The sequence below is a fragment of the Streptomyces sp. NBC_00620 genome, from assembly GCF_026341825.1.
Taxonomy (GTDB): Bacteria; Actinomycetota; Actinomycetes; order Streptomycetales; family Streptomycetaceae; genus Streptomyces.
Map to the genome: position 1 here is coordinate 3,859,207 of NZ_JAPENY010000001.1, position 24,245 is coordinate 3,883,451.

General features: G+C 69.9%; 20 protein-coding genes. 7 read left to right on the top strand and 13 right to left on the bottom strand.

Features of this window, described 5'->3' with window-relative positions; all coding sequences use genetic code 11:
* Window positions 1-1,155: 1,155 nt before the first annotated feature.
* A complete protein-coding gene (locus OG246_RS17740; protein ID WP_266462892.1) occupies window positions 1,156-4,509 on the bottom strand; it encodes a toll/interleukin-1 receptor domain-containing protein in 3,354 nt (1,117 codons plus the stop codon).
* Window positions 4,510-4,526: 17 nt separating this feature from the next.
* Window positions 4,527-5,789, bottom strand: coding sequence for an SLATT domain-containing protein (locus tag OG246_RS17745; RefSeq protein WP_266464320.1), 1,263 nt, complete (start codon window positions 5,787-5,789; stop codon window positions 4,527-4,529).
* Between the two features lie 432 nt (window positions 5,790-6,221).
* Here OG246_RS17745 and OG246_RS17750 point away from each other — a divergent pair, with 432 nt between their 5' ends.
* Window positions 6,222-6,599, top strand: a complete 378-nt coding sequence (locus OG246_RS17750; protein ID WP_266462895.1) for a type II toxin-antitoxin system RelE/ParE family toxin — start codon at window positions 6,222-6,224, stop codon at window positions 6,597-6,599.
* Window positions 6,596-6,934 (top strand): XRE family transcriptional regulator, encoded by a 339-nt coding sequence (locus OG246_RS17755; protein ID WP_266462898.1) that lies wholly within the window; start codon window positions 6,596-6,598, stop codon window positions 6,932-6,934. The genes OG246_RS17750 and OG246_RS17755 overlap by 4 nt, the downstream gene beginning before the upstream one ends.
* A 427-nt stretch (window positions 6,935-7,361) precedes the next feature.
* Here the strand turns inward: OG246_RS17755 and OG246_RS17760 are convergent, their stop codons facing one another.
* Window positions 7,362-8,588 carry an MFS transporter gene (locus tag OG246_RS17760; protein ID WP_266462901.1) on the bottom strand — a complete coding sequence of 409 codons (1,227 nt, stop codon included), beginning with the start codon at window positions 8,586-8,588 and terminating at the stop codon, window positions 7,362-7,364.
* A gap of 54 nt (window positions 8,589-8,642) precedes the next feature.
* Between OG246_RS17760 and OG246_RS17765 the strand changes: the two genes are divergently transcribed.
* Complete coding sequence (locus OG246_RS17765; RefSeq protein WP_266462904.1) at window positions 8,643-9,398, top strand: helix-turn-helix transcriptional regulator; 756 nt, start codon at window positions 8,643-8,645, stop codon at window positions 9,396-9,398.
* A gap of 26 nt (window positions 9,399-9,424) precedes the next feature.
* On the opposite strand, the gene OG246_RS17770 is transcribed toward OG246_RS17765, so the two are convergent.
* Complete coding sequence (locus OG246_RS17770; protein ID WP_266462908.1) at window positions 9,425-10,762, bottom strand: PLP-dependent aminotransferase family protein; 1,338 nt, start codon at window positions 10,760-10,762, stop codon at window positions 9,425-9,427.
* Window positions 10,763-10,864: 102 nt separating this feature from the next.
* Between OG246_RS17770 and OG246_RS17775 the strand changes: the two genes are divergently transcribed.
* Complete coding sequence (locus OG246_RS17775) at window positions 10,865-11,506, top strand: DJ-1/PfpI family protein (RefSeq protein ID WP_266462910.1); 642 nt, start codon at window positions 10,865-10,867, stop codon at window positions 11,504-11,506.
* A 19-nt stretch (window positions 11,507-11,525) separates the two neighbouring features.
* Here OG246_RS17775 and OG246_RS17780 read toward each other — a convergent pair whose 3' ends face one another.
* A complete protein-coding gene (locus tag OG246_RS17780) occupies window positions 11,526-12,140 on the bottom strand; it encodes a DUF1345 domain-containing protein (protein WP_266462917.1) in 615 nt (204 codons plus the stop codon).
* Window positions 12,141-12,251: 111 nt separating this feature from the next.
* On the opposite strand from OG246_RS17780, the gene OG246_RS17785 reads away from it, so the two are divergent.
* Window positions 12,252-13,208 carry an isocitrate lyase/phosphoenolpyruvate mutase family protein gene (locus OG246_RS17785; protein WP_266464323.1) on the top strand — a complete coding sequence of 319 codons (957 nt, stop codon included), beginning with the start codon at window positions 12,252-12,254 and terminating at the stop codon, window positions 13,206-13,208.
* An 11-nt stretch (window positions 13,209-13,219) separates the two neighbouring features.
* Here the strand turns inward: OG246_RS17785 and OG246_RS17790 are convergent, their stop codons facing one another.
* Entirely contained in the window at window positions 13,220-16,114 is a 2,895-nt protein-coding gene (locus tag OG246_RS17790) for a helix-turn-helix transcriptional regulator (RefSeq protein ID WP_266462920.1), read from the bottom strand.
* A 177-nt stretch (window positions 16,115-16,291) separates the two neighbouring features.
* Here OG246_RS17790 and OG246_RS42785 point away from each other — a divergent pair, with 177 nt between their 5' ends.
* Together OG246_RS42785 and OG246_RS17800 are read left to right on the top strand one after the other, a co-directional pair.
* A complete protein-coding gene (locus OG246_RS42785) occupies window positions 16,292-17,152 on the top strand; it encodes a calcium-binding protein (RefSeq protein WP_323178300.1) in 861 nt (286 codons plus the stop codon).
* Window positions 17,153-17,414: 262 nt separating this feature from the next.
* The gene (locus tag OG246_RS17800) at window positions 17,415-18,353 is read left to right on the top strand and encodes an RNA polymerase sigma factor (RefSeq protein ID WP_266462924.1); all 939 of its coding nucleotides are present in this window, start codon (window positions 17,415-17,417) and stop codon (window positions 18,351-18,353) included.
* 75 nt (window positions 18,354-18,428) lie between these two features.
* Here the strand turns inward: OG246_RS17800 and fabI are convergent, their stop codons facing one another.
* The 7 genes from fabI to OG246_RS17835 all read right to left on the bottom strand — a co-directional run bounded on the left by fabI (window position 18,429) and on the right by OG246_RS17835 (window position 24,230).
* Entirely contained in the window at window positions 18,429-19,217 is a 789-nt protein-coding gene (fabI, locus tag OG246_RS17805; protein ID WP_266462928.1) for an enoyl-ACP reductase FabI, read from the bottom strand.
* On the bottom strand, window positions 19,214-19,924 hold the full coding sequence (locus OG246_RS17810; RefSeq protein WP_266462931.1) for an SDR family oxidoreductase: 711 nt from the start codon (window positions 19,922-19,924) through the stop codon (window positions 19,214-19,216). The genes fabI and OG246_RS17810 overlap by 4 nt, the downstream gene beginning before the upstream one ends.
* Window positions 19,921-21,168: a beta-ketoacyl synthase gene (locus OG246_RS17815; protein ID WP_266462933.1), complete on the bottom strand. Its 1,248-nt coding sequence runs from the start codon at window positions 21,166-21,168 to the stop codon at window positions 19,921-19,923. Before OG246_RS17815 ends, OG246_RS17810 begins: the two co-directional genes overlap by 4 nt.
* Window positions 21,168-21,419 carry an acyl carrier protein gene (locus tag OG246_RS17820; protein ID WP_266462935.1) on the bottom strand — a complete coding sequence of 84 codons (252 nt, stop codon included), beginning with the start codon at window positions 21,417-21,419 and terminating at the stop codon, window positions 21,168-21,170. Before OG246_RS17820 ends, OG246_RS17815 begins: the two co-directional genes overlap by 1 nt.
* Window positions 21,420-21,511: 92 nt before the next feature.
* Complete coding sequence (locus OG246_RS17825; RefSeq protein WP_266462936.1) at window positions 21,512-22,519, bottom strand: beta-ketoacyl-ACP synthase III; 1,008 nt, start codon at window positions 22,517-22,519, stop codon at window positions 21,512-21,514.
* Window positions 22,516-23,262, bottom strand: a complete 747-nt coding sequence (locus OG246_RS17830; protein WP_266462937.1) for an HAD family phosphatase — start codon at window positions 23,260-23,262, stop codon at window positions 22,516-22,518. Before OG246_RS17830 ends, OG246_RS17825 begins: the two co-directional genes overlap by 4 nt.
* Window positions 23,262-24,230 carry an AfsA-related hotdog domain-containing protein gene (locus tag OG246_RS17835; RefSeq protein WP_266462939.1) on the bottom strand — a complete coding sequence of 323 codons (969 nt, stop codon included), beginning with the start codon at window positions 24,228-24,230 and terminating at the stop codon, window positions 23,262-23,264. The genes OG246_RS17830 and OG246_RS17835 overlap by 1 nt, the downstream gene beginning before the upstream one ends.
* Window positions 24,231-24,245 lie beyond the last annotated feature (15 nt).

The following is a 24,245-nucleotide window of genomic DNA, read 5'->3' on the forward strand; positions in this document are numbered from 1 at the left end:
CCGTCGGCCGTGGGTTCGAGTCCCACCCGCCCCACCATGCATGGCCTCTGACCTGCGGAAACGTTCCTCGTGAGGTGTTGGAGCGTCAACTTCCGTCCAATGGACTGAATCCGCTGCTCACGGCTTTGGAGTCCGGTGGCGCTCGGGAGGGCTCCGACCCATCTGACCTGTGGCGGAGTGGGTGATCAAGGTTGTTGTCGGCCTCCGGGATGGCTGTCCTGAGGCTCGATACCAAGATCCAGGGGCCGGGCAGGGGCCGGGACGACGCCGACGTGGCCGCGCCGACGGTGTACCCAGGCCGGACGTTGTCCCATTTGCCTGCTGTGAGGCATGGGGCTGCCCTCTGCGGCACAGCAGGTTGAGTACCGGGTAGGCAGTGGAGGCGGCGCAGATGTCGGCGCGTCTGATGCGCCGTCAGGGTAGAGCGACTTCGGCTGCTGCCTGTGCGGTGGGGACGGACTGTCGCTTTCGTGCCGCTCGATTCTCGATGTCGGCCAGGGGATTGGCGGCCTCGGTGTCGATATCGGACCTTGAGCTGAGTGGTAGCAGGTGGCCGCTGAGAGGGCGTCCTGGCGATGGCAGGGGGCAAGGAAACGGCCATACGGGGTTGCACCGCCCTCTCGTGTAGTTCCCCACGGTCGGTTGGTCAGATTGCCGGGCGGTCGTCGAGGTCTGCCCGGCCGATCATGAGCGGAGCCGGATGATGACGGCACTCCCCGGCACGACGATGCTGGGGTGATCACCTGGGCAGCCCGCCTGCTGTCGGCGTGCCCGGCTCCCGCGGCCTTTCGGGCCAGTACGGCTGCTCCGACGGCTTCGGCCGAACCGGGCAAGAACACGTTCGAGAGGCTGCTCGCCGCAGTGCCGGAACGCAATGACCGACTGACGAGACCTCAGGTCACTCCGTTGGCTGGAGAAGAAGGCTGGGTAGTGCCGGGTGATGCAGCCCTGTCCAACGCAGTGTTCTATGGGTGCGTACCCCGGACGCCATAGGGGGGTGGCTGAAGGAGAGGGGCTGACCTGATGCACCTACGACGTTGGCAGCCCGTGGCTACTCAGTTCTCATGAAGCCGTACATTCCCACGGGCCGACTGGATTTCCGATATCGCGTCGTCGTCCAGGATCCTCGCGGAGGTCTCTAGGAGCGGTAGGGACTCAGTCCTGGTGCGTGGCGAGCCATCGGTGCAGCATCGCCCAGCGCAGTGCCGTGGTGGGATGTGCCGGAGTGCGGCTGTCGAGCGCGGTGGAACGGACGGGGAGCCAGTCGAGGGTCTGGGCCTCCCATCGGTCCTTGGCGTTGGTGTGCCAGCGTGCTTCGATTTCATCGGCTGTCAGCTCCGGCTTCAGCAGCATGGTCAGAGCGAGGTTGAGCAGGCCAATTTCGATCACAGCTGAGAGGGGCGTAACCCGCGCGGGATGGATTTCGGCGCCGAACTCCTCATGGAAGCCGCGGCATGCCGCATGGGTGAAGGGGTCAGGGTGAGCGCCCATGTCATGCTCGTTGAGCTGTTCCTCGAAGCTGGCCGACCACCGGCCCGGGGCGTACGGGGACTGCGTGCTCCGTCGGCTGAAGAGCACCTGACGGTCGCTGCTCAGCACGATGCAGTGGACGCAGGCGATGCCGGGTAGGACAGTCTCGCCGAGCGGAACGGGCCTGATCCATCGATAGTTGCCGGCTAGGGCATGGCGGCGGTCAGTATTGCGCGCGGAGCCAGGATCCTGGCGCAGGGCGGAGTGGAAGCGGCTGGCTTCTGTCCAGCTCGTCGGAGCCAGCGAAATCTCCAGTGCTCGACGGTCGGCGCTTAGGCCGATACCCGTGAAGCGGTACTTGCGTTCGAGATCGGGGCCGTCGACGGGGCCCTCGAGACGGAGCAGAGCAGGATCCACGAGAGCCGCGGAGGAGTCGCTCTGCAGCTGCACCGACAGAGCGACCGGACTGTCCATCGGCTTGTGTGGCAGGACGTCGAGGGCGTCCGTGTCAAAGTTCGGACCGACGATTTCGGTGAGACTGCGGGCCGCAGCTTCCGCGCCACGGTGCCGGGCGACGTGTGCCGCGTACAACAGTTGGAAGGCAAAGAGCTGGTGCCTGAGTGGCTCGCCGCCCGATCGGTCGAACTGCTGGTGCAGGGCGCGCAAGCAGGCTTCCCGAACCTCCGCGGTGAGCACGTCCCGCAAGAGCTGCTCAAGGAGGGCATCGCGGGCCGCGTCGTCGTCGAAGCAGCCGAGTGCGACGGCGACGGGATAGCCGACGTAGCTCATCGGGTGCTGGAAGCAGTCGATGAGGGCACTGACCACCTTCGGGCCGAAGGCGCGCCCACGTGCTGCTTCGTCTCGTACGTAGGAGGCGTACTCGCGGACCACGTCCCAGTCGGAATAGGGGCCGGATGTGTCGGCGATGCGAAGGCCTTCCACGATCTCCGTTTCGTCCCGCTCGGGCTCTGGCCGACCATCGTGGGCGTGCAGGGTCTCGCGTGCGCGGCGGCGGGTGACGGGGTCGATGCCGGTGTCGTTGACGATGCGCTCCAGGAGATCGGTCGTGGCCTCGTGGGGGTCGAAGCCGCGTAAACCTTGGGCGACATAGCGAAGGCAGGGCAGGTCCGTGCGCCTGTCGAGCTCATGGTTGCCCCTTCGGGTCAGCAGGGCACGGACTTCGGCGGTGCGGTACTTGGCGAGGGCCTCTACAAAGCGGCCCTTGAGCCGGAACTTGTCCAGTCCGTCGGCGAGTACTGGCAGGACCCGTGGTACGTCCGCCACGTCACCCGCCTCGAGCCCGCCGAATGCGGAGGCCAGCGAACTCGCGGCGTCCTGGGTGACACGAGGATGGTCACCGATGGCGCTCGGAGTGCTGCCCGGGCCCGGCCGCTCGACCAGCGATCCGCCGAGCGCTTCCAGTACAAAGGGCATAAGCAGCGGGAGCCGCTGACGCAGCACGTAGGTGACGCCCCAGGCTCGAGCCATGCACACGTCCCCGTCCCGCTTGCAGTCGAGGATGCCGAGGAACTCTGTGAACAGAGTGCGCAGCAGCGGCTCGGCGTGTTGCTCGTGCGCCAGTCGGACCAGCATCGACCCGACCGGCCAGCCGATCTCCGTCTCCATGCGGCCGCACAGCTCGCGGGCCGCGGCGTCCGGGTCAGCCGTGCCGTATACGGCGATTGCCACCGCATAGGCATCGAGCTGGTCGTGGCTGAGGCGCAGTGCGGAGCGCCGCTCCATGAGCAACCTGTCGTCCTTCAGCCGAGCCACCGCTTGAGTGAAGGCGTCTTCGGCCAGGCCGCTGCGTTCGTGGACGGTCGCCCGTGGGATCTCGTACGACATTGCGTGCAGCTGCGCCTCGGCGAGGGCAGTGAGCACAGCGTGCTTGCGGCGCCCGGACACCTGGGGCACTGGCCCACCTTCCTCGGCGGCATCGCGGAACAGCCGTCGGAAGAAGGCGGTTTCGACTGCGGGAATGGTGTCCCAGACCGTGGCACGACGCAGAGCCAGATCGAGGAAGAAGGGGGTCCGTAGCAACCTGTTGCCGATCGCTTCACTGGAGATGCGAAGCGAGTGCAGGATGCGGGCGACGGCGCCTTCGTCAAGTTCGCCCACCTCCTGGACGGAGAAGGCCAGCGACGGGGCGTAGGCGGCGGCCCACACGTCATCCTGGCACGTGATCAGAAGCCGGTCGCAGGAAGCATGCAGGACGTTCAGCAGGCCGATGGTGCGAGTGTGCTTGGGGTCGTCGCCGGGCGGGATCTGGTCGAGGGCGTCGACGACAAAGACCACTTCCTTGCCGTGTTCCTCGCGCAGCGACTGGAGATGGCCGGGCAGATCGTTGGCGGACCGGGCGCCGAGTTCTCCCGCGAGGGCATCGGCGCCGCGCGCAGTGTCGGCGGCCTCAAGCAGGAACGGGTAGACATCTGTGTCAGCGCAGATCCGGTCGATGAAGTGAGCTGCGACCACAGACTTGCCACGCCCTCCCGGAGCGACGAGGACGACAGCGCCGGTATCCGGAACGAGGTTGTCCCACACGTTTTCCCAGAAGGACGGGTAAGGCAGTCTCTGCCCGGCCCAGGCGATGGCTTTCCTGCGACGTGACTCCAGGCGGTCCACGACGCGCTGCACGAGAGAGCGTCGCAGGGCGCGCTCGAGCCCTGCGGGGTCACCGCATTGGTCGTCGCGCCGAGCGGCAGCGAGATAGTGTGTCTCCCCTTCGCCGAGCAGCGACTTGACCGCACCGGCATCGAACTCGACCGGAACAATGACCACTTCTTGTTTACGGGCCTCCTTCAGCTCTTTGAGGATCATGTCGGGTTTGGTCGCGGCCTCCCGGGTGCCGAGGAGCAGTAGGTAGCGAACTTCGGCGAGCGCGCTGGTGATCCTCTTCCACCAGTCGCCGCCGCCGGGGATAGTCTCGCGGTCGACGAAGACCACGCCCTCGTAGGGGAGTCGCTCCTCCAGAATGCGCAGGACGTCGTCGCAGATCGGGGTGGCATCCCTGCTGTAGCTGATGAAAATCTCGTACGGCATGGTGGCAACGCCCCCGGTCAAATTGCGGCGTCGAAACGCGACTTGTGGACGAGCCTGACCCACCTCTGCAGCTCAAGAGTCAGCACAGCTTCCGTACGCAGGACGAGCGCCTGGAATTCCGTAGTTCCTGATGCATCGTCAGTTATCGTTTCGAAGCGGCCGATCAGCGCCCGTAACGACGACTGGCAACGCGCCAGTTCCTGCCGGGTGTAGTCGTACGAGACGGCAAGCTGTCGGAAGGCGAACAGTTCATGAGTCGCGAACAGGCCTGTGCAGAGAGCGGGCAGCACGGCGGCGAGCAGCGCGATGGACGAGGACGCACCGCCGTGCTGCCGATCCGCCGACAGCAGCACCGCGTTGGCCACGGCCACCGCTACTGCGGCCACTACGGTGGCCTGTGTTGTCCGGGTGATCCTGCGTTCGGCGCGCTCGAATGCGATGGTGCTCAGCCCAAACCACATGAGCTGCTTGCCGATGCGGTAGTACAGGTAGCTACGCGCACGGTCCCGGACCTGATCGGGGAGGCCGGGGTCCGCTTCGATGCCCGAGCCAGTGCGTCCCGAGCCGGTGCGGGTGGCCGCTGCCTGCCACAGGCTGTCCACCCACGGCCGTTCGATACCAGGTTCTGGAGTGTCTTGGTCTGCCGTCGAGGCGAGTCGTTCGAGACCTTCCAGATCTCCGGTGGCGATGAGGGTGACTCGCTGCTTTCGGATCTGGGCGGAACTGTCGCGTCCCATCCCCAGATATGGTCCGACCTGGGCAAGGCGAAGGTACTGTTCCCGTCGCAACAGCTCGGCGCGGATCCGGCTGAGCACCCAGTCGAAGCTCGGCTGCTTGTTCGTGTGGACCACCAGGACGAGAACCGCAAGCAGGAGAGCCTCGCCGTAGGCCAGGCCAAGGGCGGTCGGTCCGAGGGTCCGGAAGAAGATTGCCTGAAGAGTGATGAAGCCCACTGCCAAGGTGGGCAGGAACGCCACCTTGACACCGGTGGCACGGTAGCGGCCCTGGTAGTCCGGAGTCTGCTTGAGTTCTGCGTGCTGTGCCTCGTCGATCTCGCGGACACCTGGAAAGCTGCCGGGGGAAGGGACGTCGCCGGGAATGGCGAGGCGCTCGCGTGCCTGCTGCTCAGTGCGCCGTCGCTCACGCCATCGATACGCCCGTAACAGGTGGTAACCGCAGTGCAGGGCGAGAATTAGCCAAGCCGCGAGCGCGATACTGACACTCGTGATGAGCACCGGATGGGCAGAGGCGATGGCGGCAACACCGAGTGCCGCGAGCATCACGCCCGTAGCTATGAGGGTACGGCCGTAGAAGCCGGGAGGGCGCTGCCGTGACACGTCCCCCGCCCAACTCACATGCATGCGCCGACTGTCAGCGACTTGGCGAGCACTGTCAAGGCCCTTCGGCGGGCGCACAGGGGGACGGGACGGGGCGTGTGCGGCGCGCCGCGCTGAAGGCGCAGCGGCAGACGTGCCGGCCGTCCCGGCACACCGCCTCGATGCCGGGATGGGCGCGGACCTAGACGGCCAGGGGCTCGGCCTTCTGGGTCTCCCACACCTCGATCGGTAGGTGGGTTTTCGCGTCGACGGAGACGTGCCGCTAGTAGCTGCTGCGCGTCGAGCATAGAGGACTGCGAGGACCGCAGCCACTGCCATTATGACGTCAGTGGTGTATGCTGCCAGTGTAATAAATTGCAGATGGGGGACGCGTGCATGGCCTGGAAGATTGTCGTGGTCGAGCCGGCTCTATCGTGGCTTCATGGCCTGCGCCGTACTGACCGCGACACCTTGATTCAGGTCAGCCAGGCTGTCACTGCTCTTCAGGAGGAAGGTCCCGCGCTGGGTCGGCCTCTGGTGGACACGATCAAGGGCTCGGTGCTGTCGAACCTCAAGGAGCTCCGCCCTGGCTCGGCAGGGGCCACGGAAGTGCGGTTGCTGTTCGTGTTCGACCCGGACCGCCAGGCCGTGATCCTGGTCGGCGGTGACAAGGCGGGCAACTGGGTCGGCTGGTACCGCGTCGCTGTGCCTCAGGCGGAGCAGGCGTACGCGGAGCATCTGAAGCGAATCGATGGAGAGGACGGGGCACGATGACTGATCACCTCAAGGACCCGCAGGCCGTCTCCTGGGGATACCTGGCCGAGGATTTCGCCTTCACTGATGCCGAAAAGGATCAGATCCAGAAGGGGGCGCAGGCGATGGTCCTGGCCTCCCGTGTGCACCGCCTCGCCGAGTTGCGGAAGCGGCAGCACACCACACAGGTCCAGGTTGCCGCAGCCATGGGTGTCACCCAGGCCCGCGTCTCACGCATCGAGAAGGGTCAACTGGAGCGCAGTGAGGTCGACACCCTCGCTGCCTATGTCAAGGCGCTCGGCGGCAAGTTGAAGATCGTCGCTGACTTCGGTGATGAGACCTACGTCCTCGGCTGACCCGGTCGACAGGCCGCAGCCCGGGGTTAATGCGCACTCTGGTCGACAAGTTCGCCTCTTGAAATAGCGCAGATGCTCCACGCCGATACCTGGGGTGGAGCATCTGCGCGTTGGAAGGGGAATCCGCTGTGCGAGGGTTCTATCCCCTTGGCTGAACTGGGCGGACGCAGCTGCTGCTGTGGTAAGCGTCCAACTCATCGACCCCCAGGGTCCATTGAGGGGCCACAAGGACAGGAACAGACCGACAAGCACTGCACAGGGCTGACACTGATCAGTACGTCTGACCTGCAAGAACCGTGTAAATCGGCAAGGGCCGCCAAGATCCTCAAAGGACTCATAATCCGTCGGCCGTGGGTTCGAGTCCCACCCGCCCCACCATGCGCGGTTTCTGGACCTGCGGAAACGTTCCTTGTGAGGTGTCGGAGCGTCAACTTCCGCCCAACGGACGGAAGCTGCTGCCCGTGAGTTCGGCGTCCGTGTCGTCTCCGGTCCGCCGCACCGCCGGCACGGGCTTGGGCGCCGTGGGTTCGGGCAGGGTGCGGAACAGCAGCCAGCTCAGCACGGGCATCAGGATCAGGGGTGCCAGAGCCGTGCGCAGGGAGGTCGCGTCGGCGACGCTGCCGATCAGGGGGCTGGCCAGGCCGCCGATGCTGACGGTCAGTCCGAGGGTGACGCCGCCGGCCGTGCCGACGCGCGTGGGCAGGTAGTCCTGGCCGAGGGTGACGTGCAGGGAGAAGGGGACGTACAGGCCGATGGAGGTCAGCGCCACGAACGCGTAGAACGCCGGGCCGGGGATGAACACGGTTCCCGCGACGGCGGCGATCGTGAGGAGGTAGGACCAGCGGGCGACGGTGACCCGGTCCCAGCGGTTGGCCAGGCTGCCGCCCGCCACCGAGCCCATCGCACCGCCGATGTAGAGCACGAACAGCGCCACGGTGCCCGCTGTCGTACCGCCTCCCACCCGCTGCTGGGCGTAGAGCGAGATGAACGTGCTCAGGCCGACGAAGACGATGGACCGGAAGACCACGGCCAGCGACAGCTTCACGAAGGACGCCTTGTCGTCGGCGCCGACCACGGCTGGGCCGCATGAACTGCCGGGGGCTGTCTTCTTCTGGAGTGCGCGCAGGACGGGCAGGCACAGCACGCTGCCGGCGAGGGCCGGCAGCACGAGCAGTGGCGACAGGCGCAGGCCGCCGGAGGCGACGACGGCGGTGACCATGAGCGGCGCGGCGGCGAAGCCGAGATTGCCGCCGACGGAGAACCAGCCCATCGCGCTGTGGCTGCCCTCGCTGAGGAGCCGGGCGACGCGTGCGGACTCGGGGTGGTAAGCGGCGACTCCGACGCCTGACATCGCCACGAAGAGCAGTGTCAGCGGGTAGGAGCCGCTCAGGCCGCTGAGGGCGATACCGAGTCCGCCGAGGACGGTGCTCACCGGCAGGATCCAGGGCATCGCCCAGCGGTCGGTGAGCAGGCCGAACACCGGTTGGGCCACCGAGGACAGCACGGACGCGGCGAGCACGATGCCCGAGACCGCGGCGTAGCCGTAGGCGCGCTCGGCGACGAAGAACGGGACGAGAGAGGCGACCGTGCCCTGGTAGATGTCCACACAGGCATGGCCGACGGACAGCAGGGTGATCGATTTGGTCCTTGACACCTCACCATGCTCATCGCCGGGCAGTGTGTCGCGCTTCCGATAAACTGCCAACCAATGTCAGAAATCCGCCACGAGCCCGTAGCGCCGACCCGTACTCAGTGGCTGGCGCCCGGAGCCGCCATCGACGCCCACCGCCACGACGACCACCAGATCGTCTACGCGGGCCGGGGAGTGCTGGCCGTGACCACCAGCAGCGGCTCGTGGTTCGCGCCGGGCAATCGCGCCATCTGGGTGCCGGCCGGCACCGTGCACGCCCACCAGGCCCACGGTGAACTCGAACTGCACCTGGTCGGTCTGCCCGCGAGTGACAACCCGCTCGGTCTGGACGAGCCGACCGTGCTGACCGTCGGTGCGCTGCTGCGGGAACTGGTCCTCGCCTACACCCGCACGCCGCACGACGACAGCGCCGAACGCGGGCGGCTGCGGGCCGTGCTGCTCGACCAGTTGAGGGCATCACCCCAGCAGCCGCTGCACCTGCCCACGCCAACTGCCCCTCTGCTGACGGCGGTCTGCGAGATCCTGCGCACGAACCCGGCCGACGACCGCACCCTGGTGGCACTCGGCAGGGAAGTCGGCGCCAGCGACCGCACCCTCTCCCGCCTCTTCAAGTCCGATCTCGGCATGACGTTCCCGCAGTGGCGCACCCAACTGCGCCTCTACCACGCCCTGGTCCTGCTGGCCGAGAACACCCCGGTCACCGCCGTGGCCCACCTGTGCGGCTGGTCGTCCGCCAGCGCGTTCATCGACGTCTTCCGCCGGACCTTCGGGCACACCCCGGGCACACATCAGCCGCGCGAGAAGACAGGCTGACCGGCCCGTCGTCCCCGTCGCCTGCTTCACGCGTGGGCGTCCTCGACAGCGACTTGTCGCACTGTGCGCAGCGACGACCGGAGACTGTCCGGATCGGTCGAGCCCAGAGCGAGGCGGATCGCCTGCGGTGTGTGCGTCGTGGTGGAGAACGGTTCGGCCGTGGCCACCGAGATGTTCTGACGCGCGAGGGTGGCGGTCAGGCGATCGGCGCGTGCGTCGTCGGGCAGCGGCAGCCAGGTGAAGTAGGACGAGGGGTGGCTGATGAGGGGCAGGCCCGCCAGCTCCTGTCCGGCGATCGCCTGGCGGGCCTTCGCGTCGTCTCGTTTCCGCGCTTCCAGGTGGTCCACCGTGCCGTCGTCGAGCCAGCGGCAGGCGACGGCGGTGGTGAGGGCGGGGGTGTTCCAGGTGGTCGCCCGGATCGCGCGTTCGAGCGACGGCGCCGCGGCGGGCGGGGCGACGACGAAGCCGACCCGGAGGCCGGTGGCGACGCTCTTGGACAGTCCCGAGACGTAGACGGTGATGTCCGGCGCGGTCGCGGCCAGCGGCGGTGGAGGGTCCTCGACGAGGTAGGCGTAGGAGGCGTCCTCGATGATGAGCGGACCGTGCTGCCGGGCGATCTTGATCAGGCGGGTCCGGTCGGTTGCCGGCATCACCCAGCCCAGCGGGTTGTGCAGGGTGGGCATGGTGTAGATCGCCCGGACGGGGCGGGTGGCGCACAGCTTCTCGAGGGCGTCGAGATCCGGCCCGTTGGCGGTTGCGGGGATGGGCGCCAGGTCGAGATGGAAGGCGTGTGCGAGGACCTTGAAGCCCGGGTAGGTGAGTGCGTCGACCGCGACGACGTCACCGGCGTTGAGCGTGGCCATGACGGTGATGGCGAGGCCGTGCTGCGCTCCGTTGGTGATGAGGATCCGGTCCGCGTCCGTGGTGATTCCCCGGCGCCTCAGGTGCCGCGCGATCGAGGCTCTGTCCTGGAGGCGCCCTCGATGTGGCTGGTAGCGCAGCAGTGTGTCGAGGTCACCGGCGCCGGCCACCTCTCGCAGGGCCTGCCGCAGGAGATCGGCCTGTCCGGGCAGTGACGGATGGTTGAAGTTGAGGTCGACCGCGTCCGTGGCGACGACCTGCTGATCGATGCCGTGACCGGCGGGAACCGCGATGTCGCGCACGAACGTGCCGCGGCCCTGTTCCCGGCTCACCAGACCCATGATCTCCAGCTCGGCGTACACCCGGGTCGCGGTCACCACGGCGATGCCCTCACGGGCGGCGAGCCCACGGTGGGTCGGCAGCCGTGCGCCCGCGGCGAGCCGCCCGCTCCGGATGTCGGACGCGAGCGCGTCGACCAGTGTTTTGTACCGCGAGGCTGCCATGCGCCGGATTGTATCCATGACAATTCTTTGACTGTCCTGGTCGATGGTTCCTACCGTCAAGAACGACCGACCACCGACCACCGACCCGGAAGGACAGCCGCCGTGCCGCACATCGCCATCCTCACCTTCGAGGGCTACAACGAGCTCGACTCCCTGATCGCGCTCGGTGTCCTCAACCGCATCAAGACCGACGACTGGCGCGTCACCATCGCCACCCCCAGCCCCAAGGTGACGTCGATGAACGGGGTGGTCATCGAGCAGATGTCCACCCTTGAGGAGGCGTGCGCCGCCGACGCCGTCATCGTCGGGAGCGGCATCGCCACCCGCGAGGTCGTAGAAGACCCGGCGATCATGAACGTCCTGCGCCGCCTGGACCCCTCGCGCCAGCTCATCGCCGCCCAGTGCTCCGGCGCACTCGTGCTGGCCAAGCTCGGCCTGCTGGGCTCCATCCCCGCCTGCACCGACCTGACCACCAAGCCCTGGGTCGTCGCCGCCGGCGTCGAGGTGCTCAACCAGCCCTTCTACGCCAAGGACAACATCGCCACCGCCGGTGGCTGCCTGGCCTCGCACTACCTCGCCGCCTGGATCATCGCCCGCTTTGAGGGCCACGACGCCGCCGAAAGCGCGCTGCACTACGTCGCCCCGGTCGGCGAGAAGGAGGAGTACATCGAGCGCGCCTGGCGCAACATCACGCCCTACCTGGGACCCTCCTGCGTCGCGCAGCCCGTCGGCGTCACCCGATAAGCGACCGTGCAGAAAACGTTCAACGAGTGAAGATTCCCGCGACAAGGTTGATGGCGGTAGCCAGAATGCTGGTGCCGAAGACGTACGACAGAAGGGTGTGCCGCAGGACCACCGAGCGGATCGTCGTGCTGGAGACGTCGGTGTCGGAGACCTGGTAAGTCATGCCCAGGTTGTAGCTGAAGTAGAAGAAGTCCCGGTACGCCGGCGGATGGCCGGAGTTGAAGTCGATTCCGCCCGCGGAAGCCAGGTAGTAGAGGTACGCGTACCGGGTGGCGTACATCAGGTGCAGTGCGGCCCAGGCCATGAACACACCGATGAGGGCCGTCGCCGCATGGGTGGTGTCGGAGTTGCCGAGCATGAACACCACGATGCCGACAAGGCCGCACAGGGCGGCCGCGACCACGGCGATCTCTTCGGTGATGGGCCGCAGGTCCTCGCGTCGGGCGTTTCGGCGGGTGGTTTCGGCGTCCATCGGCCACAGCACGATCCAGCCGACCACCACGAAGCATGTCTCGGTGGCGGCGACACCCGCGAGAATGCCCAGCGGTACATCGGTCGACGAACCGACGGCCACACCGACGGCTGCTCCGACGACGACCGCGTTGGCGAGCCGTGGGACTGCGGACAGGGACATCAGGGATCTCACGCGCACAAGCCATGACGGTAGCCGCTCGTCGCTGGTCAGGTGGGGGCAGAGGCCGGCGAGGGTCCGCGGCGACCGCCCGGGCCACGGCGGCGACAGCGGATCGGGGGCTCCTTCCTGCTGCCCAACGCCTGGTACGTGGGCAGCGCCCGCGTCCTGGAGTCGGCCGGCTTCCCCGCGGTGGCGACCACGAGCGCGGGCATCGCGTTCTCCCTCGGACGTCCGGACCACGACTTCTTCGACGAGAAGGCACCGGACGGCCGTGTCGACCGCGAGACGATGATGCGTCGCGTGCGTGAGATCGCCGACGGGGTGACGGTGCCCGTCAGCGCGGACCTCGAAGACGGGTACGGCGAGGCGCCCGAGACGGTGGCCACCACCGTCTCGCTGACGCTCGCGGCGGGCGCCGCCGGCGGCAGCATCGAAGACTTCACCGGTGACCGCACCCGGCCGCTGTACGACGAGGCGCTCGCGGTGGACCGCATCCGGGCCGCCCGGGCCGCCGTCCTGGAACACGTCCCTCAGACCCTTGCCGAGTGGCTGGGCGACCGAAGGAAATCCACTCCGGCGGGCGAGGACGTCCCGGGGTACGCGTGGGTGGAGGAAGCCCTGACGCGCGGCGCCGCCTTCATGAGCTCCCGCGGGCTCGTCCACTTCGACGCCCACTTCAACAACGTCCTGACCGACGGCCGGCTGATCTACTTCGCGGACTTCGGCCTCGCCCTGAGCTCGAGGTTCGAACTCTCGGAGGACGAGGCCGAGTTCCTCGCCGACCATCACGCCTATGACGGCTGCTACGTCGTGAACCATCTGCTTCGCCACCACCTGCCCGACGGCCTGCGCGGCGAGGCGGAGCACGAGGCGTTCCTGCACGACTGGATCGCGGGCGAAAGGCCCGAGGGGGTCCCGCCCGCGATCGCCGCGATCATCGATCGGCATGCCCGCGCCGCCGCCGTGCTGGACGGGTTCCACCACGGCCTGATCACGGTGAGCAAGCGGACACCGTATCCGGCCGCCGACATCGAACGGGCCAGACCGGGTGGTCGTTCCGCGGGGTAGGAAGGCCGACGTCAGTCCCGGCCGTCGCCCAGGATCCCGCCGGCCATCGTGGAGGCCTGGATACGGCTGGTGACGCCGAGTTTTCGCAGGATGGCCGAGACGTGGACGCTTGCGGTCTTGGCGGAGATGAACAGTTCGCGGGCTATCTCGCCGTTGGTGAGGCCGCGGGACAGGAGGCGGAGGACTTCGGTTTCGCGGTCGGTCAGGCTGAATTCGGTGGCTGCCGGTTCCCGGTCCGGGTCCGTGGGGGCCGGGCGGTCGAGGGTGATGCCCGCGCGGCCGGCGAAGTCGCCGATGTCGCGGGCCAGCAGTTCGGCGCCGATCTCCTGGGCGCTGCGGTGGGCCGCGTAGAGCAGGGGTGCGGCGGTGGCACGTGGGGCGCGGGACATGAGGAGCGCCTCGGCCTGGCGACGGCGGGCGTATGCGGCGAGGTAGGGGTCCAGCTCGCGGTCCCGGTCCGCGGAGAGCTGTTCCCACAGGCCGGGGTCCGGTCCGGCCGGGTCGAGGCGGGAGCACTCGGCTCGGGCCAGCAGCGCGTAGCCGAGGTGGTCGGGCGAGGGTTGGCCTCCGCGCGCCCGGACCTGCGCGACCAGTGAATCCGCGAGATCGGCGAACCGGCGGGCCTCCGCCGACGCCGCGGCTGGGTCGGGGCGGCGGCGGTTGCCGCGGTCCTCCTCGACCGTCTCGGCGACAGCGCGTACGGCTACGGCGCACAGCTGCGGGCCGAGCGCCTCGTATCCGCTCGTATGACGCGAACCGAGTCCCCGTTCGGCCAGTGCCAGCGCGTCCGCCCAGTCGCCGCGGGCGACGGCGAGTTCGGCCCGCCACCGCAGCGTGCCGGCGCTGAACAGCACGTCCTCGGCCGTGAAGATGGGGTCGAGTCCGCCGAGCAGCTCCCCGGCCGCGACCAGCCGCCCGCGCCTGATCTCCAGCCCGGCCAGCTGGAGTTCGATCTGCTGGCAGTAGAAGCGCTCCACGACCTCACTCAGAGCCCGGTCCGCGAGGTCCGAGGCCTCGCTCAGTCGTCCGAGCCGGACCAGCGTACGTACCGCGCTGCACTCGATGGCAGGCGCGATCGTTCCGGTCAGCCCGAGTTCCCTGGTCAGGCGGGCGCCTTCGCGGGACCGCTCCAGCGCCGTTCGCAACTGGCCGGCGGCCACCAGCGACTCGCACAGCGACAGGTAGGCGTGCCCGGCCGCCGGTGGGTCGTCGACCTCCAGCGCGAGCGCGAGCGCTTCGCCCAGCACGGCCAGGCCCTCGTCCAGTCGTCCGAGTTTGATCCGGCACGATCCCAGGATGGACAGGGCGATCGACAGGACCGGGCCCGCACCGGTCTCCCGGGCGTCCGCGATGGCCTGCTCGGCGTAGCCGATCGCCTCCTCGTCGTAGGAGCGCAGCATCAGGCCCTGGGCCATCGCCTCCAGTACCCGGGCGCGTTCGGGCGAGGCGGGCGCGCCCGCCACCAGACGGGCTGCTTCCTCGTACGCGGTACGGGAGGTCTTCTGGTCGGCGGAGGTCAGCGCGTAGCAGCCCTGGCGCTCGAGGAGTACGGCCGCACGCGCCGGCTCGGTGGTCTTGTCGACCTCCAGCAGGGCCTCGGACACCAGGGCGACGGCTCGCGAGTTGTTGCCGGAGGCGGCGGCCGACCCGGCGGTGTCGAGGAGGAGTTGATGACGCGTCATGCCGGCCGGGACCTGTGCGCCCGGGGTCTCCGGCCACACCCGCAGCATCCGTTCGTACTGCACGTGGGCCGCCGCGGGGGAACTGGCCCCTTCCGCGAGGTCCGCCGCCAGGCGGGCGGCCGGCAGTGCCTGCACGGGCTCGCCCGCGGCCTCCCAGTGCCTGGCCAGCTCCGCCGCGTTCGCCGGAGCGGCGTCGGCCGAAGAGGGCCCGCGGTCCTGGAGCGCCCGGGCGGCGCGGCCGTGCAGCCGGGCACGCTCGCCGGGCAGCACCGCGCGCAGGACCGCCTCCTGCGCCAACTGGTGACGGAAACGGTAGCCGTCGGACGTCGGTACCAGCAGGAAGTGGTCCACCGCCTCGCGCAGCGCCTCCTCCAGTACGTCGTCCGGTAGTCGGGCGACGGCGGCGAGCAGCAGGTGGTCGCTGGAGCGGCCGATCACGGAGGCCGCACGCAGCACCTGCCCCGCGGCCGGTCCCAGCCGGGCGAAACGGGCGTCCAGCGCATCGCTCACGGTTGCCGGAACGCGACCGGTCCCGCCGTCGGCGGCGAGCAGTTCCTCGGTGAAGAAGGGGTTCCCCTCCGCCCTGCCGAAGAGGTCGTCCACGAGGGAGGCGGAGGCGCGCTCCCTGAGGAGTTCGCACACCTGTTGCTCCACCTCGGCACGGGTCAGCGGCAGCAGCCGCAGCCTGTCGACCTGCCGGTCGCGGGTCAGTTCGGCGAGCAGCGCGCCGACCGGATGGCCGGGGACCAGTTCGTCGCCCCGCACGGTGACGACCAGCAGGACTGCGTCCTTGCGCAGTACGCGGGAGAGGAACGCGAGCAGGTCGCGGGTGGACCCGTCGGCCCAGTGCAGGTCCTCGACGACCGCCATGGTGGTCTCGCCCTGTCCGGCGAGCAGATCCGCGACCTTGCGGAAGAAGCGCCCGCGGTCCCGGATCCGGGCGGACGCCGGCGAGGCGTCGAGGCCGCGCAGGATGTCCAGGATCGGCGCGTACGGCACGTCGTCCACCAGCGGTGGGCAGTACCCCACCGGGACCCGTACGCCACGCTCGGCGGCGGCCCGGGCGAAGCTGTCCACCAGCCGGGTCTTGCCGATGCCGGCGTCGCCCTCGACGACCACCAGCCGTCCCTCGCCGCCGCCGGCACGGTGCAGCGCGGCGTCCAGAACGGCCAGTTCCAGCGACCGTCCCACCATCACCGGCGAGGAGTACAAGGGGTTCGGCATCGGGGCCGAAGCTAGGACTCGGGGCGCCGCCCGTCAATGGACATATGAGGTAGGGGCGCGGGCGGAAGCAAGGATTCTCCCGATGTGTTGCCGGCGGCGGGCCGTGAGGCTGTGGGGGTCCGACGGCGGCGTCCACGGGGGGTGCCGCGGCGGACACACCCACAGGGGGAATCGGATATGCGCAACACATGCAAGATGGTGCTGGCCACCGCGATCGCGGCGGGGGCGGTCGCCGCCTCCCAGGTGATGCCGGCCGCGGCGTTGCCCGCCGCGCCCGCCGCACCCGGCGGCGCCGCGGTCTCCAACGGGACACTCAGGTACGACGCGCGCGTCAACCAGGTCAACCAGGTCACCGTCAGCCGCACCGGGGTGGCGACCTATGTGGTCGACGACCGCGTCCGGATCACGCCGGGGGCCGGATGCCAGCGTGTCGGCGCCGATGTGACGAGGGTGCGGTGCGTGGGGGTCCAGCGGATCGTGGTCAACACCCTGAACCTGAGCGACTCCGTCGGTGTCAGCGCGAACGTCTTCATCCCGACAACTCTCAACGGGGGCACCGGAAACGACACCCTGGTCGGCGGTTCGGGCCGTGACCTCATTCGTGGAGGCGCGGGGAACGACGGACTCTCGGGGCGCGACGGCATCGACGTGCTCAACGGCGGCTCCGGCAACGACCGGCTGTCCGGAGGAGCGGGCAGGGACACGCTGAGCGACGGCGCCGGCAACGACACGTTGAACGGCGACGCGGGCAACGACCAGCTCAATGGCGGCGCCGGCAACGACACCCTCAACGGGGGCGCGGGCGACGACACGGCGAGCGGCGGCGACGGCAACGACACCATCAACGGGGACGCGGGCAACGACACGCTGCGCGGCGGCCCTGGCAATGACACGCTGCGCGGCGGCCTCGGCAACGATCGGTTGTTCGGGGACGCAGGGCGGGACTCGCTGAACGGCGGTCCGGGCTTCGACCGGCTGAACGGCGGTACGGGGGTCGACACCTGCAGCGGTGAGGTCCGTGTCAGCTGCAATCCGTAACCGATAGGGGGGGGAGGGGCCACCGGCGGCCCTTCCACCCCCTGCTGGTCGGGTGGCAGTTCCGTCAGCGCGTCGCGCAGGGCCGTCGGTTTGTCGGGCCCGGCGGGCCCGGCGGACCCGTCCAGTCCGGCCTCCACGGAAGCCGGCTGCGTCAAGCCCGAGGGAAGGCGATCCTCCCGATGGTGGACGCCGAGGACCCGTCCCGGCGTATCTTCCAGACTGCACACGGTTCGTGATTCGTCCGCACGGAGGCGTTCAGTTCATGGTGTCCCTCAACCCGCCCACGGATGAGGAACTCACGCGCAGGGCCCAGGCCGGCGAGACCGCGGCCCTGGGTCTCCTGCTGGCCCGTCATCAGGCGCCGATGCGCGCGGTGGCGCTGAGCCTGCTCGGCTACGGCCCCGACGCGGAGGACGCGGTGCAGGACGCCGCACTGACCGCGCTGCGGCGGATCGGGGACGTACGGGATCCGTCGGCGGTGGGGGCGTGGCTGCGGGCGATCGTCCGCAACGCCTCCCGCACGCGACTGCGCGAAACCCGGGAGACGCCGGGCCTCGACGGCCTCGACCACCTGCGGCTTCGCGAGCAGGCGCCCTCGCAACCGGAGCGGCTCATCGAGGAACACGCCATGCGGGACTGGATCTGGGACGCGGTGGACGAACTGCCGCCGCAGCTCCGACTGGTGCTGATGCTGCGGCACTTCAGCGGCGTCACCTCCTACCGGGAGATAGCCGCCGTCTGCGAGGTTCCGGTGGGCACGGTGCGAAGCCGGCTCAACCAGGCCAGGGGGAAAATGGCCCAGGTGCTGCTGTCGACCGCCGCACGGACGCACGACGACGCCTCCGCGCTCGCCAAGGAGAGCAGACACGAGGCCGTGGAGACCCTGCAGGCGTCCGAGCGCGGCGCCCTGCCCCGGGAGATCTCCGAGTTGTGGCCGGCGGAGACCGAACTGGTCGGCCCGCTCAGCCGGCCGGGGGAACGCACCCATCCCGTCCCGGTCATGCGGCACATGCTGGAATCCGGGGTGCGCCAGTACCTGCGACATGTGGTGGCCAGCCGCGACATCACCATCTGGGAAATGGACGTCACCAACCCCGTCGGGGCCGCCAACCCCTGCCCGCCGACCATCGCCTGGCTCATGTTCCGCGAGAAGGGGAGAGTCCAGCGACTCCGGCTGATCTTTCCCGAGCCGTCGCGGTGAGCCCTGAACGGTTCCACGGGCGGGCGTTCCCGGCCGCTGCGGCAGCGGCCGGGAACGTGTCGATGCCTCCCGCGGTCATGTCATGACCGCGTGAAGTCCTCCGTCGACGTGCAGGATCTCGCCGGTGGTGGCCGGCAGCCAGTCGGAGAGGAGCACCGCGCAGGCTTTCGCCGTCGGTTCCGGGTCGTGGACGTCCCAGGCGAGTGGCGGGCGGGTGCGCCAGATCTCCTCCATGCGCTCCACTCCGGGGATCGAGCGCGCCGCCAGGGTGCGGACCATGCCCGCCGCGACGAGGTTGACACGGACGCGCCGTTCGCCGAGGTACATCGCCAGGTAGCGGGTGACCGACTCGAGCGCGGCCTTGGAGACCCCCATCCAGTCGTAGCCGGGCCAGGCCAGGGCCGCGTCGAAGTCGAGCCCCACCACGGACGAGCCCTCCTTCAGCAGTGGAAGGCACGCCGTGACCAGGGCCTTGAGGGAGTACGCCGATACCTCGAGGGCCGTCCCCGCGTCCTGCCACGTCGTCTCCAGGAAGGCGCCGCCGAGCGCGGACCGCGGGGCGAACGCGATCGAGTGCACGATGCCGTCGAGACCGCCCAGGCGGTCGGCGACCGCGTCCGGCAGCGCGTCGAGGTCGCCCTGATCGGTGACGTCGAGCCGGATCACGGGCGCGGGCGCCGGCAGCCGCTCGGCCATCGCCTCCGTGATGGGCAGTGCCCGCCCGAACGAGGTCAGCACCACCTGGGCGCCCTCCTGCTGGGCGATCCGCGCCACATGGAAGGCGATCGACGTGTCGGAGAGCACGCCGGTGACCAGCAGCCGCTTCCCGGCCAGCAGCCCGCCGCCCTTCGGCTCCGTGCTCATACGCCCATCCCGAGTCCGCCGCTGACCGGCAGGAACACGCCGGTGAGATACGAGGCGTCCTCGCCGGCGAGGAAGCGCACCACGTTCGCCACGTCCTCGGGGGTGCCGGGGCGGCCGAGCGCCGTCATGGAGAGGTACTCGGCACGCCGCTTCGGGGTGACGCCCGCGACCATGTCGGTGTCGATGAAACCAGGGGCCACGACGTTCGCCGTGATACCCCGGCGCCCCAGCTCCCGGGCGAGCGAGCGGGCCAGCCCTGTGAGACCCGTCTTCGACGCCGCGTAGTTGGCCTGCCCGGGGGAGCCGAGCATTCCGGAGAAGGACGAGATGAAGACGAGCCGCCCCCAACGTCCTTCCAGCATCCCGGGGATGGCCCGCCGGGCCGACCGGAAAGCGCCCACCAGATTGGTGTCGAGGATCTCCAGGAAGTCCTGGTCGGTGGTCTGCAGCGCCAGTTTGTCCCGCATGATTCCGGCGTTCGCCACCAGGACTTGCACAAGGCCGTGCTCGGCCTCGATCTTCTCGTACGCCGCGTCCAGCGAGTCGGCGTCCGTGACGTCGCAGCGCACGCCGAAGAAGCCCTCGGGAGCCTCGCCCGACCGGTGGCCGACCGCCACCCGGTCGCCCTGCGCGGCGAAGGCGCGGGCGACGGCCAGACCGATCCCGCGGTTCCCTCCGGTGACGAAGACGGACCGGCCGCCGGTCATCGTGTGCCTGCTTTCTGGAGGACCAGAACGGCGTTCTGTCCGCCGAACCCGAAGGAGTGGCTGGTCGCCGTGGTGACGCGCTGTTCGCGGGGCGCACCGCTGACGACATCGATGTCGATCTCGGGGTCGAGCTTGTCGAGGTTGGCGGTGGGCGGCACCAGCCCGTGTTCGATGGTCAGGGCCGTGTACGCCACCTCGATGGCGCCCGCGGCGCCGAGCGCGTGTCCGGTGACGCCCTTGGTGGAGGTCACCGAGGGCCGCCCCGTGAGCACGCGGTTGATCAGCTGAGACTCCATCAGATCGTTCAACTTGGTCGACGTGCCATGGGCGTTGACATGGTCGACGGCGTCGGGGGCGACGTCCGCGTCGGTGAGTGCCGAGCGCAGGGCGCGCTCCACGCCAGCGCCCTTCGGGTCCGGCGCGGATGCGTGGTGCCCGTCGGCGCTGGCTCCGAAGCCGGCGATCAGCGCACGGACCGTGCCGCCCCGTGCCCGTGCGTCCTGCTCGCGCTCCAGGACCAGCACGGACGCCGCTTCCGCGGCCACGAAACCGCCGCGGTCCGCGTCGAAGGGGCGGGAGGCCCCCGCCGGGTCGTCGGTGCGGCGGGACAGCGCGCCCATCCGGTGGTAGGCGGCCATCGGTGTGGGGCTCAGCGGTGCCTCGGACGCACCGGCGAGCACGATGTCGCAGACGCCGGACTGCAGCATCTGCCGTGCGGTGCCGACCGCGGTGACGCCGGACGCACAGGCGGTGGCGACCACCAGGTTCGGGCCCAACGCCCGGCAGTGCATGGCGAGATACCCGGAGATCATGTTGACCGGCCAGTTCACCATCACCAGCGGCGAGACCTGGTCGGCGCCCTCCTGGTGGTACGCGGTGTGGGCGTCCTCGTAGGAGGCGGTGCCGCCCAGCGCGTTGCCCATGACGACGCCGACCCGGGCGCCGTCCCACTCCTGCGGGTCCAGGCCCGCGTCGGTCAGGGCCTCCTTGGCGGCCACCAGGGCGAGTTGGCTGACCCGGTCGAGGCGCCAGGCCGTCGAGCGGCCGAGCAGGGCGTTGGCGTCGAAGTCGGGGACCCGGCAGGAGATGTCCACGGGCAGCCCGGCGAGCGCCGGGTCGCGCTGTGCGGTGGGGCGGCCCGACAGGAGCCGCTCCCAGTTCGCCGCCACTCCGATGCCGGCCGGGGTGACGAGGCCGATCCCGGTGATCGCGACGGGCGTGTCCCGTCCGGTGCGCTCGGCCATCAGGCCTTCTCCGCTGCCGTGTTCACCAGCTCGTAGAGGTCCGAGACGGTGCCGCTGCTGTTGAGGTCCTCGGTGGGTATCGCGAAGCCGAGCTGCTTCTGCAGGGTCAGGGCGACCTCGATCAACGCGAGCGAGTCCAGCTCGATGTCCTCCAGGACGGTGTCGGGCTTGATGTCGTCGCGCAGGACGCCGAACTTCTCCTCCAGGACCTGGGAGAGGATCTCGAAGGTGGGGGGCGTGAAGGTGCTCATGGCTGATGCCGCCTTTCGGCTGTGGGTTCGGGTGGGGGGCGTTGTGACGAGGCGCGGTGGGGCGTTGCGACGGTGCGTGAACGGGCGCGTGGCTACGCGGACTTCAGCGAGGGCCAGGTCAGTGCCGTGGCCCCCCACGTGGCGCCGCCTCCGAAGGCGGCGAGGACGACGCGTGCCCCGGGGGTGAGTTCTCCGGTGGCGTGCGCGTGTGCCAGGGCGAGCGGGATGGAGGCCGCCGCGGTGTTGCCGACCCGGTCCAGGTGGATGACGAGCCGGTCCGCCGGGATGTCCAGCTGCTCCGCGACGGCCCGCAGGATACGGAGGTTGGCCTGATGGCCGACCAGCCGGTCGACATCGCCCGGCTGCCATCCGGTGGGCGCGAGCGCGGCGCGCGCCGACTCCGACATGCGGGTCACGGCGTGCCCGAAGACCTCCCGGCCCCGCATCGAGAAGTAGCGGTCGGCCGGGTCGCTGCGTTCGGGGTCGGCGTCGGGGTGGGGTTGCTCGGAGCCGCCGGCCCGCACCGTGATCAGGTCGGCGAGCGAACCGTCGCTGCCGAGCACGATCCGGCCGAGGGCACCGGGCTCGCCGGGCTCCCCGGCCCGCAGTACCACCGCGCCCGCGCCGTCGCCGAACACGACGGCGGAGGAGCGGTCCTGAGGGTCGATGAGGGTGCTGAAGGCCTCGGCGCCGATGACGAGAACCTGATCGGCGGCTTCGGAGGCGATCATCCCGGCCGCGGTGGTGAGGGCGTACAGGAATCCCGTACAGACGGCGGAGACGTCGAAGGCCGGGCGGCCGGTGAGGCCGAGGCGGCGGGCCACCTCGGGGGCGCTGGCCGGGCAGGGGCGGTCGGGCGTGGTGGTGGCGAGCACCACGGCGTCCAGGTCCGCCGTGCCCGCCGACTCCATGGCCCGCGCCCCGGCCTCCGCGGCGAGACGGGAGGTCGGCATCCCGGCGGACACGAAGTGCCGGGTACGGATACCGGTCCGGGTGCGGATCCACTCGTCGGAGGTGTCCATGCGGGCGGCGAGGTCGTCGTTGGTGACCAGGTCGGGCGGCAGCCATGAGCCGATGCCGCTGATGACGGCGGCTCTCACAGGTCGCCTCCCGGGGCCACGACGGTCACCGGCGCGTGCCGCGGTCCGCGCAGGTGCTCGCGGTCGGGGTCGACGGGTACGAGTGCGGAGCCCGGCGCGGTCAGTGCGTCGACCCTGGCCGTGGCGGCCTCGGCTCCGGTGAACTCGACACCGTGCCAGCCGGCTTGCTCCGCCCCCGCGCAGTTGACCGCGAGGTCGTCGACGAGCACGCACTCCTCCGGGCGCGCCCCGGCCCGCTCGGCGGCGAGGCGGAAGATCTCCTCCTCGGGCTTGCGGCAGCCGGAGTTGTAGGAGAGCACCACCGCGTCGAAGAGGCCTTCGGGCGGTACGGCGAGGCGCCAGTGCCGGTCCCAGGCGGGCGGCATGTTCGACAACAGGCCGACGAACACGCCCTGTCGGCGCAGCCGGTGCAGGGTGTCGAGCCAGGGCTGGTTGACGGCGCGGTCGGCGAACCAGCGCGCCGGGTAGTCGCTGAGGTCGACGCGGATGCCGCTGTGGGTCGCGAGGGCCGCTTCGACTCGGCGCTCCCAGGACTCCTGGGTGAGCAGCGGGGTGTCGAGCGGCGCCATGATGTCCTCGCCCGCGCCGCAGTCGCGGGACACCTGCCGCATGGCGGCGAGGAGCGGGGCCGACGGCACGCCGAGCCGGGCGCAGAAGGACTCCATCGACTCGGCCGTCGGAGGGGTCAGCACGCCGCCGTAGTCGGTCCAGACCGCTCGTACGGGCCCGGGTACGGCGGCCATCAGAAGTCCTCCGAGACGCCGACGGTGATCTCGCTGACGACCACGCCGTCCTGCCGGAAGCGGACGGCCACCTCGTCGCAGCGGCGGCGCACGGCCGACACCCGTACAGGGGCGTCGAGTTCGGCGAACCTGGCGAACGCCGAGCGGTAACCGGTGATCCGTACGCCGGTGCCCGCCGCGAGGAGCGCGGTCTGCCGGGCGGCCTCCATGAGGATCATCGCCGTGTAGTGGTCCTGCGGGTGGTCGAAGTGCGTACGGTGTCCGGACGGCACCGCCACCACGGCGGCCACCCCGCCGGCGACACGGCGCGCGTCGGCGAGCGCCACGTTGGCGGGGTCGCGGCGGGCCACCTCGGCGGGTGGCACGGGTGTGCCCGGGGGTACGGCGGGCAGCGAACCCGACTGGGGAGGCGCCGACTTGCGGTGGTAGCGGCGGACGATCTCCGCCTCCTCCGCCGGGGAGTAGCGGGCGGAGATGTCGCAGCGCCCGATCGTTTCGCCGCCGTGCGACAGCTCCAGGACGTATCGCGCGGCGCGCACCGTTCCCGAGCGGACCTTGCTGCGGGTGACGGCGGCCCGGATGTCGAGCTCGCGGGGCCTGCCGTGGGCCGGCGGCGGGGTGGTGCCGGTGAGTTCGAGTGTCCAGTCGGTGACGTGGAAGGCGCTGTCCCGGGTGACGCCGAGGCCGCGGTGGGCGATGCAGGTGGCGGCCTGCCGGCAGCACTCGAGGAGAAGCATGCTGTCGGGGGCGTCGGCGGCCGGTCCGGTGTGGTCACCGAAGTAGTGGTGAGCGGGCGGGAGTTGGGCGGCCGCCAGGTAGTTGTCCGAGGTCAGGTCGGCGTAGTCGGTGAGGAAGACCTCGCTGACCGCCCAGCGGTGGACGTCGCCGCGGTCGATCGTGTGCCGGTAGGAGAGGGCCGGTGCGGTGGTGGCCGCGTCCGGTGCGAGGGCGCTCTGGGGGAGGGGCATCGGTGTGCTGCTCCT